14 protein-coding genes are annotated in these 12,990 nt (G+C 40.0%); 7 read left to right on the forward strand and 7 right to left on the reverse strand.

Translation table 11 applies throughout. The features are described 5' to 3' along the window. Positions 1–100: 100 nt before the first annotated feature. On the reverse strand, positions 101–865 hold the full coding sequence (locus RYH73_RS10760) for a uroporphyrinogen-III synthase (protein WP_335313425.1): 765 nt from the start codon (positions 863–865) through the stop codon (positions 101–103). Positions 866–885: 20 nt separating this feature from the next. After that, positions 886–1,893, reverse strand: coding sequence for a DUF4271 domain-containing protein (locus tag RYH73_RS10765; protein ID WP_335313426.1), 1,008 nt, complete (start codon positions 1,891–1,893; stop codon positions 886–888). A gap of 333 nt (positions 1,894–2,226) precedes the next feature. On the opposite strand from RYH73_RS10765, the gene RYH73_RS10770 reads away from it, so the two are divergent. Next, positions 2,227–3,672 (forward strand): NAD-dependent succinate-semialdehyde dehydrogenase, encoded by a 1,446-nt coding sequence (locus tag RYH73_RS10770; RefSeq protein ID WP_335313427.1) that lies wholly within the window; start codon positions 2,227–2,229, stop codon positions 3,670–3,672. A gap of 19 nt (positions 3,673–3,691) precedes the next feature. Here RYH73_RS10770 and RYH73_RS10775 read toward each other — a convergent pair whose 3' ends face one another. Together RYH73_RS10775 and RYH73_RS10780 are read right to left on the reverse strand one after the other, a co-directional pair. Further along, complete coding sequence (locus tag RYH73_RS10775; protein WP_335313428.1) at positions 3,692–4,660, reverse strand: isopenicillin N synthase family dioxygenase; 969 nt, start codon at positions 4,658–4,660, stop codon at positions 3,692–3,694. Between the two features lie 138 nt (positions 4,661–4,798). Next, on the reverse strand, positions 4,799–5,644 hold the full coding sequence (locus tag RYH73_RS10780; RefSeq protein WP_335313429.1) for an alpha/beta fold hydrolase: 846 nt from the start codon (positions 5,642–5,644) through the stop codon (positions 4,799–4,801). 253 nt (positions 5,645–5,897) lie between these two features. On the opposite strand from RYH73_RS10780, the gene folP reads away from it, so the two are divergent. Next, positions 5,898–6,755: a dihydropteroate synthase gene (gene folP, locus RYH73_RS10785; RefSeq protein ID WP_335313430.1), complete on the forward strand. Its 858-nt coding sequence runs from the start codon at positions 5,898–5,900 to the stop codon at positions 6,753–6,755. Further along, entirely contained in the window at positions 6,748–7,776 is a 1,029-nt protein-coding gene (locus tag RYH73_RS10790) for a WD40/YVTN/BNR-like repeat-containing protein (RefSeq protein ID WP_335313431.1), read from the forward strand. Before folP ends, RYH73_RS10790 begins: the two co-directional genes overlap by 8 nt. Before the next feature lie 23 nt (positions 7,777–7,799). On the opposite strand, the gene RYH73_RS10795 is transcribed toward RYH73_RS10790, so the two are convergent. Then, on the reverse strand, positions 7,800–8,945 hold the full coding sequence (locus RYH73_RS10795; protein WP_335313432.1) for an MFS transporter: 1,146 nt from the start codon (positions 8,943–8,945) through the stop codon (positions 7,800–7,802). A gap of 55 nt (positions 8,946–9,000) precedes the next feature. Further along, positions 9,001–10,119 (reverse strand): M42 family metallopeptidase, encoded by a 1,119-nt coding sequence (locus RYH73_RS10800; protein WP_335313433.1) that lies wholly within the window; start codon positions 10,117–10,119, stop codon positions 9,001–9,003. A gap of 193 nt (positions 10,120–10,312) precedes the next feature. Between RYH73_RS10800 and RYH73_RS10805 the strand changes: the two genes are divergently transcribed. From RYH73_RS10805 to RYH73_RS10820, 4 genes are all read left to right on the forward strand, one after another. Continuing rightward, positions 10,313–10,873, forward strand: a complete 561-nt coding sequence (locus RYH73_RS10805; RefSeq protein ID WP_335313434.1) for a DUF1599 domain-containing protein — start codon at positions 10,313–10,315, stop codon at positions 10,871–10,873. A gap of 6 nt (positions 10,874–10,879) precedes the next feature. After that, positions 10,880–11,530 (forward strand): BT_3928 family protein, encoded by a 651-nt coding sequence (locus RYH73_RS10810; protein WP_335313435.1) that lies wholly within the window; start codon positions 10,880–10,882, stop codon positions 11,528–11,530. A gap of 58 nt (positions 11,531–11,588) precedes the next feature. Then, positions 11,589–12,179 (forward strand): hypothetical protein, encoded by a 591-nt coding sequence (locus RYH73_RS10815; protein ID WP_335313436.1) that lies wholly within the window; start codon positions 11,589–11,591, stop codon positions 12,177–12,179. A 13-nt stretch (positions 12,180–12,192) separates the two neighbouring features. Beyond that, positions 12,193–12,705 (forward strand): shikimate kinase, encoded by a 513-nt coding sequence (locus tag RYH73_RS10820; protein ID WP_335313437.1) that lies wholly within the window; start codon positions 12,193–12,195, stop codon positions 12,703–12,705. On the opposite strand, the gene RYH73_RS10825 is transcribed toward RYH73_RS10820, so the two are convergent. Further along, positions 12,700–12,990, reverse strand: a complete 291-nt coding sequence (locus RYH73_RS10825) for a DUF721 domain-containing protein (protein WP_335313438.1) — start codon at positions 12,988–12,990, stop codon at positions 12,700–12,702. The two genes, RYH73_RS10820 and RYH73_RS10825, sit on opposite strands and share 6 nt — an antisense overlap.

Raw genomic sequence — 12,990 nt, forward strand, 5'->3', positions numbered from 1 at the left:
TAAAACCTTTAAAGCAACAGCCGCGTAATTACGCGGCGTCAATAAAAAAAGAGCAGAGCCTAATAGGCTCTGCTCTTTTTTTATAAGTTCTAAAATCTAATTACTTATTCACTTTTTTTATATATTGTTCTACAGCCATTGTCATACTTGGAGATTCAGGTGTCGGTGCGGCAATATCCAATATCAGGTTTCTATCTGCTATGGCCTGGTGTGTGCTAGGTCCAAAAGCGGCAATGCGGGTATCGTTTTGCTTAAATTCCGGAAAATTTTCAAAAAGCGACTGGATGCTCGACGGGCTAAAAAACACAATAACATCATAAAACACATTAGCGAGGTCGGACAAATCGCTTACAACGGTCCTGAACAAGACGGCAGGCGTAAAGTCATAACCATTTTCTTGCAGCCAATTTTGAGTTTCCTCATTGGCGACATCCGAGCAAGGATAGAGAAACTTCTCCTTCGCATGCTTCTTGAGTACTTCTTCCAAATCCTGGGCAGTTTGCTTACCGAAGAAAATTTTGCGTTTCCTGTATTGAATGTACTTCTGTAAATAAAGTGCTATTGTTTCCGACAAACAAAAGTACTTTAGATCGGCGGGGACCTCATAGCGCATCTCTTCACAAATTCGGAAAAAATGATCCGCTGCATTTCTACTGGTGAAGATTACCCCGGTAAAATCGGCTAGGTTAATTCGCTCTTTCCTAAATTCTCTAGCAGGAACACCTTCAACATGAATAAACGCTCTGAAATCCAGTTTCAAATTATATTTGCTAGCCAACGCAAAATAAGGCGATTTATCATTCTCAGGTCTCGGTAAGGTTACTAAGATGCTTTTTACTTTTTTTTCTCTATCTTCTGCTGCCACGTGTGTTTATTTTTGTTCGGTTAAATGCCTAATAACTTGATCAAAATAAGTATTGGACCAACTTCGAGGGTGCAAAGATAAATAAATAAATAAAACTTTGAAAACTGATAGCTTTTTAATACAGTATTTGAGGCACGTATAAATTGCATCGCAAAGACAAAAAGACCTACAGCACAAGAGACTAGAACCCAAACTTTTACATATGCTGTAGGCGCCAAACTCAACACCAAAAGTAAGGGAAGAAAAATTATAGCTGCATTAAAATAACTTAAATATAATATTGAGATATAGTCCCTAACGAGCTTTTGAATGCCAAATACAAAACCAATCGTTCGTGTTATTAAAATCTTAACAACAAAAAGTACCAGCACTAAGGCTGTGATCGTAAAAAATAAACCGATTTCTGAATATCCCGGTTGAATTTGACTATACGAAACAAACAAATACAGGAAAAGACCGATAGTAAATCCAAACAATAGATACAAGAAAACAAAAGGCCAGGAAGTGATTAAATTATCTTCTTTGCTTACTTGTAAAAGAACCCGGTTACTATAAAAAGAAGTAGCTATCGCCTCCAAATCCTTCATAAAAAACATCCTAATGAGTGCAAAAAACAGAAACAAAGAAAAAACAGCATATAAGACCCACCTTGGACGGTATATTTTCCGCACGCCCAATTGTTTGCTTCCGCTATAATGGATGTTTTTCCCCCAAGTGAGGGTATTCCCATTCGTAATAATATAGAGCTTCCTTAAACTATCTAAAAATTGATTTTTACTTCCCACTGCGAGTGGTTTTAGATAGTACATTCGCATAGAATCCCGCACCGTCGCTAGCGAATCCGCTATCCTAGCCAATGAATCTTTAATTCGTTGCTTTTCAATGGCACGCGCAAAACGAGCAGAATCCCGCACCAGGTACTTCAAAGAAAGGGGCACCGGTTTACGGACAGTCGTGTCCTGAACAGCGTGCGAAGTGAAAGAAATAAAACCTAGGAGTAACAGAAAAACAAGCCGAATTTTTACCATTTATTTAGAATCGGATTTAAGGTGCAAAGTTAGTTGTTTCTAGGTAAAAACCTGAAATCGGTTACTCTTTATGTGCCCAGAAATTCAATAGCCATCCTAGATAAGGTGCCTTTATGCAGACCTACCGGGATAAGTCAAGCGAAATAGGTCAAAAGAACACTTTCATGAGGTTCGCCGATCGCATCATCTCCTCCTTTTACTTCAGTCCTTTCGATTTCTTAAATTTGGTGGTATAGACAAAAACCAAGAAGCGAAATCGGTGTTAAGTTTATAACATTTTTTATTGAAAGCGATGAATTATTTTGATTGGGTCAAAAGCGTTAACGTTAACAGATGAAAACAAGAAATAAATTGATAAATGGTGCCGCGTTTATAAATGGGGAACAGGTGCTCGGCAAAAAGACATTCGATGTTGTTAATCCAGCAACAGGTGAAGCGGTCATTTCGGTAACTGATCTAGCGGCCAAAGATATTGAACAAGCTATTGATGCTGCGGAAGTGGCCTGGATACCCTGGAAAACGACCCCGGTTGCAGAACGTAGTACGATTTTAAAAAAATGGTATGATTTGCTTATTAAACATGCAGAAGAAATTGCGGAAATTATAACGGTCGAGTCGGGCAAGCCATTAGAAGAAAGTCGAATTGAAGTAAATTATGGTGCCTCGTTCGTTAATTGGTTTGCAGAAGAAACATCGCGTGCATACGGTGATCAGATTCCGTCTCCTACAAACGGTAAACAGCTTATTACGTTAAGACAGTCAATAGGGGTAAGTGCCGCTATAACCCCATGGAACTTCCCTTTAGCCATGGTAACACGAAAAGTGGCTCCTGCGCTAGCAGCCGGTTGCACCGTGATATTAAAACCTGCTTCTCAAACGCCATTGACTGCTATTGCGATTGCTCATCTTGCAACAATCGCCGGCCTGCCAAAGGGTGTGCTTAATGTTGTAACTGGAAAAGACTCGGCTCGTATTGGCAAGCTATTATGTACAAGTCCGACAATAAGAAAAATCTCATTTACCGGTTCAACGGCGGTTGGCAAAACACTGATGCAACAAGCGGCATCAACTATCAAAAAGGTCTCATTAGAACTTGGGGGCAACGCACCCTTTATTGTATTTGATGACGCCAATATAAAATCGGCCGTAAAGGGTGCTATTGCTTCAAAGTTTAGAAACTCAGGTCAAACGTGCGTTGCCGTTAATCGATTTCTAGTGCAGGATGCCGTTTACGAAACATTTGCAACGCAAATAACAAAAGCTGTCGCTGATCTAAAAGTCGGCAATGGTTTAGATAAAGGCGTAGAAGTTGGACCATTAATTAATGAAAATGGACTTAAAAAGGTGGAAGATCATGTAAAAGATGCCGTACAGAAGGGGGCAATCATACTTACAGGCGGTAAAGCAATCGCTAATCTATTTTTTGAACCGACAGTATTGAGCGAAGTTCCCTTAAACGCGAAAATTGCTCACGAAGAAACGTTTGGTCCAGTTGTTTCCCTCTTCCGATTTAAAACGGAGGAAGAAGCCATACGATTAGCAAATCAAACTGAATTCGGGCTGGCCGCTTATTTTTACAGTGAAAATGTAAAACGCTGTTGGCGTGTTGCGGAAGCATTAGAGGCTGGCATGGTGGGTATAAATGAAGGGGCTATTTCGACAGCAGTTGCGCCATTCGGTGGTATAAAGGAGTCCGGACTTGGAAGAGAAGGTTCTAAATACGGACTCGAGGAATATATGGAAATAAAATATTTGTGTTTTGGTGTCGGGGAAGGATAGGGTTTTCGGCTCACTCAAACTACATTTTCAGTCCAATTTCCCGCAAACGCTCTTCCAAGTACTCGCCTGCTGTACAATCCTGATAAATCTTGGGATTGGTAGCATCAACGCAATTTTCCAAAGCTGCTAAATTCATTTCGGCTTTAGGATGTAAAAAGAAGGGCACCGAATAACGGGAAGTTCTCATCAATTCTTTCGGTGGGTTTATCACGCGGTGTGTGGTGGACTTCAGTTTATTATTAGTCAGCCTTTGCAACATATCACCAACGTTGACTACAATATCTTCTCCAAAAGCCTTTACCGGGTACCAGGTGCCATTTCTTGTCAACACTTCCAATCCGTCAGCACTCGCCCCAATTAATAAGGTGATTAAATTGATATCTTCATGTGCTCCTGCCCTAACTGCATCAGGCGCAATTTCATCTGGATTTTCAATCGGAAAATAATGTATTGCCCGGAGGATCGAATTACCGTTAATCACCTTGTCTTCAAAATAGTTTTCCTCTAATTCTAAGAAGTTAGCAATGGCTCTCAATAAAGCACGACCCGCTGTTTCTAAACGACGGTAAACCTCTTCAGTTAGAGCATTAAAGCGCGGAAGCTCCTGTACTTCAATATTTTCGGGATAGGATGCTCGCAACGCTTCATCATCAATGATCGTCTGGCCACGCTGCCAAAACTCCTTCAAATCGGGGGTTTTCGCGTCCTTTGCCTTTTCTTTTCCTTTTGACGTATAACCACGCTGTCCTGCTAAACCAGGTATTTCATAGGTTCGTTTTGCCGCTTCCGGCAAATCAAAAAACTGTTTAACTACTTCGTACAATCCATCAATGAGTTCTTTATTCATTCCATGATTGGCAATAGTCACAAATCCTGTATCTGTAAAAGCCTTTCCAATATCGTTAGAAAACTGCTTCCGTTGTTCAGCCGTCCCTTCCGTAAACTTTAATAAGTCGAGGCGCGGAATGTTAATCGTAGTATCAGACATATTTATGAATCTTAATCAATTAAAGGTACGAAGCTTTTTCATAAATGTGAATTATGAACAACACATTGCGACTATCCATTTTACAATCAGTAGGTTAATTTTTTAGTCCCTAATTGAGATACACCAAGCGCCTGTATATTACTGCAATGAATCACGAAAAAACAGTAACAGATCATTGTTCAGTTTTTCTCTATGCGTCAGAAACAACCCATGCGGAGCACCAGGATATAGAATAAATTGACAGTTAGTTATCAAAGTACTGGTAATGTTGGCGCTTATATCTTCTGGAACAATTTTATCTGCGTCGCCGTGAACAATCAACGTAGGAACCGAAATATTTGCTAAGTCTTCTCTGAAATCAGTTTCCGAAAAGGTTTTGACACATTGCTTGGTGGCTAAAGGAGATGCCGTGAGTGCAATTGAAATTTGATATTCCAACATTGCTTTACTGATCGGTTTGTTAACCAGATTAACACCAAAAAAATCATGAAAGAATCCTTCCAAAAAAGCTGGTCTATCACTTGTGAGTCCATCTATCATTGCGCTAAACACTTTAATTTCCAAGCCGTCGGGATTATCCGACGTTTTAAGCATGTAAGGTGTAACCGAGCTAAGCAAAACCGCTTTAGGTACGCGGCTATCCCCATAACGAGTGAAGTATCGAGCAACTTCTCCCCCTCCCATTGAAAATCCCACTAAAATCACTTGATGTAAGTCAAGTTGTATCACTATTTCATTTAAATCATCGGCTAAGGTATCGTAGTCGTATCCGTGTAAGGGGTGGGAAGACATGCCAAAGCCCCTTCTATCATAGGTGATACATCTAAATCCTTGTTGAACAAAAAAATCTACCTGAGGTTCCCACATTAAATGATTGGAGGGCCACCCGTGAATGAGGATGAGCGGTGGTCCTTCTCCGATGTCTTCGTAACATAAAATAACGCGATCTTGGCTTCCCTGATCAAATTTTTCTATGAAATTCATATTTTTTCCTTTGAAGGTGAGCTTCTTTCCTATAACGTAGATAATAGCCAAAATGTTTGTAAACCCAACCATCCAAGAAAGTTTGCTTTTTTTAACATAGTATAAGAAAGGTTTCTTTTACCTATGTTTTAGCGATGACGGTCCGAGCGAAAATCAATTTTATTGTATGATAAACGGTTTTTCTATAAGTTTGCAAAAAATAAAAGTCATTTTTGAGGCGAACAGGGCGAACCCCTCCGTTAAATATCGACATATGAAATTTTGCAATGTGGGTGGTAAATTATTGGATCTCCACACCCCTAAGATTATGGGGATACTTAATATAACGCCCGATTCATTTTTTGATGGTGGGAAGCACAGTAACCTAAATAGCGCTTTGGAGCATGGGGGGAAGATGTTGGAAGAAGGAGCGGATATCATCGATATTGGCGCTTACTCTTCACGGCCAGGTGCACGTGAGGTCAGTCTTCAAGAAGAGTTAGACCGTTTAATTCCTATCGTTGAAGGCCTTCGAAAAACTTACCCCGGAGCTATTTTATCTATTGATACCTTTCGTGCAGATGTGGCGACCGAAGCAATAAAGTCCGGCGCTCACATGGTTAATGATATCGGCGGTGGAAATTTAGATGACAGGATGTTCACCACAGTCGCTAAATTAGGTGTTCCCTATGTGCTTATGCATAGCAGAGGGACACCGGAAACTATGCAAAACAATACCGGTTATCAAAATCTGATAAACGATATTATCCTCGACCTTACAAAAAAAATTAAAGCACTGCGTTTGGCCGGTGTAAAAGATATTATTGTTGACCCTGGCTTTGGTTTCGCCAAAACATTAGAGCAGAACTACCTGTTATTGAGTAGAATCAGTGAATTGAAAGTTTTAGGTCTACCTATATTAGGGGCCCTGTCGCGGAAGTCAATGATTTATAAATTATTGGATGGAGGGCCTCAAGAGGCGTTAAATGGAACAACTGTATTAAACACAATCTTACTGATCAACGGAGTTGAAATAATCCGAGTACACGATGTTAAAGAGGCTGTTGAAGTAAGAAAGCTCGTCATGCAAACCAAAATCAACGATGTTGAAAGGAATTCATACTATGCATAAAATTATACTCTCTTTTGTCTTCCTTATCGCTATTGGCACAGCAAAAAGCCAGCCATATAAACTCGAGAAATTGCAAGAAGGAAATGAAGTCAGCTTTAGAGGAATGTCTATTCCTAATGATTCGGTGGCTTGGATTTCAGGAACAAAAGGAACGGTCGCAAAAACAACCGATGGAGGTAAAAATTGGACGTGGATAGTTGCCAAGGGTTATGAAGATTTCGATTTCCGATCGGTGGTTGCCTTTTCCGATAAAAAGGCACTGATGGTGAATGCAGGTAGTCCTGCAGTAATTTTATTAACGGAAAACGGTGGAGAATCTTGGGAGAAAGTGCATAGCTACGATATCAAAGAAATCTTCTACGATGGTATGGGGTTTTGGGACGAGAAAAGAGGTATTGTATTTGGAGATCCGATTGAGGGTAAGCTTCAGCTTATAGCAACCGAAGATGGTGGACGAACGTGGCTGAATATCAGTGACGAAGCAAATATGCAAATGAAAATCGGCGAAGCTGGCTTCGCAGCAAGCGGTACCAGTATTCGAACAACGGGGGATGGTTTAGTGTGGATCGGAACTGGCGGGACACAAGCACGTTTGCTGTTTTCTTATAACTATGGACAGTCTTGGACGAGCTATAAAGTACCTATTGAGCAAGGCGAGGCTTCACAAGGTATCTTTTCATTGGCCATTAATGGACAAAAGCAACTGATCGCTATCGGCGGTGACTACAAAAATTTCAAAAACAACAATAATGTTATCCAATTGTCAGGAAATGGTACAACCTGGAATGCACCTAAAACAAGATTATCTGGCTTTAAGTCTTGCGTTGAATTTATTGATGACGACTTGGTGATTGCAACGGGTACCTCAGGTACCGACTTCTCGATAGATAGTGGACAGTCATGGAAGGTGCTGGATGAAAAAAGCTACAATGTAGTTCGGGCTTCTGAGAGCGGTAAATTTGTATTGCTCGCCGGGGATAAGGGTCGTATTTATCAACTGGCGAGAACAGCTAATGAATAGTTTTTAAGCGAGGAACGAAACATCTATCGCCGCTTCATGGTAATAAACGCATTGCATAAGATTAAGACGCTGATGCCTAAGCAAAATACATCCCAACCTCCTATATGAAACAAAAAAATCCCAATGGCCGAACCGATCGCTCCGCCAATAAAAGTCGAGGTCATGAAGACAGTGTTGAAGCGGTTTCTAGCTGCTGGTTTCAATGAATAAATAAGCGTTTGATTGCTAATCTGCAAAGCTTGATGGCCTATATCTATTAAGACAATACCAATAACAAGCAATATGAGCGCATTACCGGTAAAATAAAAAGCGACATAGCCCAGTAATTGCGCCAATAAGCCCAATAAAGATATCTTTTTCACAACAGCGGTGCTTCCGCTGCTTTTTTTTCCAACTAAGGGCGCGGCTAGTGCTCCTGAAGCACCGATAACACCAAACAGGCCAATCTGAACGGTATTATATTCAAAAGGTTTAGCTGACAAAAATAATACCATGGTAACCCAGAAAGCACTCATACTAGCAAATGATAAGGCATTACTGAGCGAGGCTGCCCGTAATTGCGGAAAAGTTTTTACGTAGTGGACGATTGATAACATGAGGGATCGATAAGTACCATGATAAGTAGGTTTACTTTCAATGAATACACGTTGCATGATCAACACTAAGAGAAAGCAAATTGTTGCAGCTGTATAGTACATTTGCCGCCAACCGAAAGCATGACCTATATAACCACTTAATGATCTGGAGGAAACGATACCTATCAATAATCCCCCCATTACCAAGCCAATCACACTGCCTCGTTTTTCATCAGAAGCAAGACTGGCCGCAAGGGGAATAATCAACTGTGGTACAATAGAAAAAAGTCCAATTAAAAAACACAATACTTGCAGTATAAAAAACGACTTAGTGAAGGCTGCTCCAAGGAGAACAATGACGGAAAAAGTTGTTGTGACGATAATCTGCTGCTTCTTTTCCAATAGATCGCCAAGCGGAACGAAGAGCAATAGACCGGCCGCATAACCTAATTGTGTAATATAGGTAATACTTCCGGCTTCAGCTTCCTGTATACCAAAGTCATGCGCAATCAGCGGAAGCAAAGGTTGGCAGTAATACAGGTTGGCAACGACCAAACCGCAGCAAATGGCCATAAATAATGTAAGGTATTTCATCGAGAAGTAGCTAACTCGTACGCCCAGCCTAATGAGCATACGAGCGTAAGTTTAATTATTTAGCAAACGTTCTAAAGTCTTGATCCGCTTGGATACTTAAAAGCACTTCGTAGATCAATCGAATAACATTATCTACATCTTCTTTATGGATCATTTCGACCGTCGTATGCATATACCGGAGCGGAAGCGATATCAGTGCCGAAGGAACACCTCCATTAGAATAGGCAAAAGCATCTGTGTCGGTACCCGTGACGCGAGAAGAGGCTTGGCGTTGAAAAGGGATTTTCTTTTCAATGGCTGTATCAATTAAAAGCTTGTTTAGGTTAATTTGAATAGATGGTGCATATGATATAACGGGACCTTTTCCACAAGCTAAATCGCCTTGCGTAATTTTATTGATCATCGGTGTCTGTGTATCATGTGTTACGTCCGTTATAATGGCCACATTGGGTTTGATGGTCTGAGTTATCATTTCTGCACCACGTAAACCTACTTCTTCTTGCACAGCATTTACAATATATAAACCAAAAGGTAGCTTTTTCTTGTTTTCTTTTAATAACCGAGCTACCTCTGCAATCATAAGGCCTCCTGCTCGATTATCGAGTGCGCGTCCTACATAATAACGGTCATTCAATATCATAAATTCGTCTTCATAAGTGATAACGGATCCCACATGAACACCGAGTGCTTCAACTTCTTCCTTGCTTGTGCAACCGCAGTCGAGAAAAATATTTTTTAATGAGGGCGCCTCCTCTTTTTCTCCTCCCCTTGTGTGGATAGCAGGCCATCCGAATACGGCTTTAACAATACCTTTATCACCATGTATATGTACACGTTTGGAAGGTGCAATCTGATGGTCAGAGCCTCCATTTCTGATAACGTAAATAAGCCCTTCGTTTGTAATGTAATTAACAAACCACGAAATTTCATCTGAGTGAGCTTCAATAACCACTTTGTAATCGGCCTTCGGGTTAATGACCGCTACTGCTGTACCATAACTATCTGTGAACGTTTCATCTACATAAGGTTTAATGTAATTTAACCAAATGCGTTGGCCCTCCCATTCATAGCCCGTAGGTGAAGGATTATTGATATATTTTTCGAAAAAACTCAAGGCTTTTTCATTTACAATTGCGTTAGGATGCTGTTCGTTATTTTTTTTTGATTTTGCCATAAAGTGATATATTCTTGAAAAGAGCTTGATACTATTAAGCTAGCAAAAGTACAAAGTTTTCATTAATGCATCAGGTTTTTACATTTCCGATGTTTTTTTAAATTTCAATTCGATATATTCGAAATAGATTTTTTTTTGTGTTAGGTTTGCACAAGAACTTGCGAGAACAATAAATATACTGAACTAAAACCAAATGAATACTTCAGCGGAATACGATACAATAATTACCAAATGTAGAGACCTGTTCGTAAAAAAAGCGGCCGATTATGGAACAGCATGGCGAATTATGCGATTGCCTTCCGTTACCGATCAGATCTTCATCAAAGCCCAACGCATTCGAACCATTGAAGAAAATAAGTTTGCTAAAATCCCCGATGATATTCCCTCTGAATATATAGGTATCATCAATTATTGTATAATTGCCATGATTCAACTGGAGTTACCGACTAACGCTGAAGAGAATCTGCCAATTGCAAAAGTTAAAGAATTGTATGAACAGTATATCAACGAAACGAAAGAGCTCATGCTTTCAAAAAATCATGATTATGGTGAAGCTTGGAGAGATCTCCGGATGGGCTCGCTCACGGATCTGATTCTGATGAAAATTTTCAGAGTAAAACAAATTGAAGACAACAGCGGACTAACCATCGCTTCGGAGGGAGTAAAAGCTAATTATCAGGATATGCTCAACTACGCCGTTTTCGCGCTCATTAAATTAACAAATCCTACGGAAGAACAAATTCAAAACGCATAAGATGTTATGACCCTCACGACCGCAAAGCGAAATAAAAGTTCCTTTCTACTGGCCTTTTCCCGTTTGTTTGTTGGCTTTTTATTTATTTTCTCGGGGTTAATCAAAGCAAATGATCCCATTGGATTTGCCTATAAACTGCAAGAGTATTTCGAAGTTTTTCATATAGCATTTTTAAATGATTATGCAGTCGCTATTGCCATCGTTTTATGTAGCCTGGAAATGGTTCTCGGTGCTCTGTTGCTTTTCGGTCTGTATAGTAGAAAAGTTTCGCTCGGTTTATTGTTGTTGATTATATTTTTCACATTCCTTACTTTTTATTCGGCATTTTTTAACGTAGTAACTTCCTGCGGCTGTTTCGGTGATGCGATAAAATTAACACCCTGGCAATCGTTTACTAAAGATTTAATCTTACTGCTTTTTATTCTCATCATTTTTTTTAACAGAAAAAATATAAAACCGCTGTTTTCTAATGAAATCAGTCAGGTACTCACCCTCTCGGCCGCAATAGTTATCAGTATAGGCATCGGTATCTACACGTATAATTTCTTACCCTTTATTGATTTTCTGCCCTACAAGGCGGGAAACAATCTACCTGCCTTAATGCACGTTCCCAAANGCAATAGTTATCAGTATAGGCATCGGTATCTACACGTATAATTTCTTACCCTTTATTGATTTTCTGCCCTACAAGGCGGGAAACAATCTACCTGCCTTAATGCACGTTCCCAAAGGAGCGCCCTTGGATGAATATGAAATCACATATACACTTCAAAATAAAACAACCAAGGAAACTAAATCAGTGACCGATAAGGTCTATCTCCAACAAGAGCTTTGGAAAGATGAAAACTGGGAGGTTATAGGAGATCCCACAAGTCGTTTAGTAAAAGAAGGTTACCAGGCTCCCATTAAAGATTTAAGCATAACGGATGCGCAAGGTGTCGATTACACCAAGGAAATCATCGAGAATCCTTATTATAACCTGCTATTTGTTTCCTATAATCTCGATAAGGCCAATCTAAAAGCCTTGAATAAAGTGAATGAACTTGCTAAACGAGCCTCAGAAGAATATAACATACGGACGGTGTTACTTACCGCAAGTACCGCTCAACAGGTAAGCGAACTCGACAGTCAAACAAAGCTTTATGCGGAAACTTTTTTTGCGGATGCAATTCCATTGAAAAGCATGGTACGGGCTAACCCAGGCATTATGTTGTTAAAAAACGGAATAGTTGTCAAGAAGTGGCATTACCGCACGCTCCCGTCTTTTGAAACCCTAGCCAAACGTTATTTTGAACACTTAGATTAAGCAATAATATTTCATGTTAAAGAAGCATGTTTTCCTAATAGGCTTTATGGGCGTTGGAAAAACCACAAATGGTAAAAAATTAGCCCAAGCTTTAAACAGAAAATTCATCGATTTAGATGAAACCTTTGTGGAACAGGCAGGGATGTCAATTACCGACTATTTTAAGCAGTATGGAGAAGAGGCTTTTCGAATCAAAGAAAGGGATATCCTACAAAATCTTTCCATTCCGGAAGCAGCAATAATAGCAACAGGAGGCGGGGCGCCTTGCTTCTTTGATAATATGGAGTGGATGAATAAAAACGGTATTACGCTCTACCTACAAATTCCGACAGCTGCCTTGGCAAAACGATTGGCCGCGAGCAAAAGGCATAAACGACCCTTAATTCAGGATCTAAGCGAAGAAGAAATTTTCGAATTCATTAACGAACGAATGCGCGTTCGGCATCCTTTTTATGCAAAAGCGCATCATCACATTAATGTTATCGATCTCGATATTGATGCACTCATAAAAAATCTGGATCTATAAAATAACAACATCTTCGATCACCACCCTCCCAACATATTCATTTAATTTACCAATGATCTGAGAACGCATAAGGAGCAGTTCATTCTTTATAACAGCCGATTCCACTCTTACAAACAACTTCTTATCCCGTATAAATAGCTGCTTTGTACGATTGGCTATTGCCGTGCCCATTAATTCCGGCCAGGCAGCCAATATAGAAGTCTCATCAAATTTCCGTCGCAATTTCAATGCATCTAGGTATTGACTGATGGCTTCTTTTAGTGTTTTATCATTTGTACGGCCCAT

The sequence above is a fragment of the Olivibacter sp. CPCC 100613 genome (assembly GCF_036959255.1).
Lineage (GTDB): Bacteria > Bacteroidota > Bacteroidia > Sphingobacteriales > Sphingobacteriaceae > Olivibacter.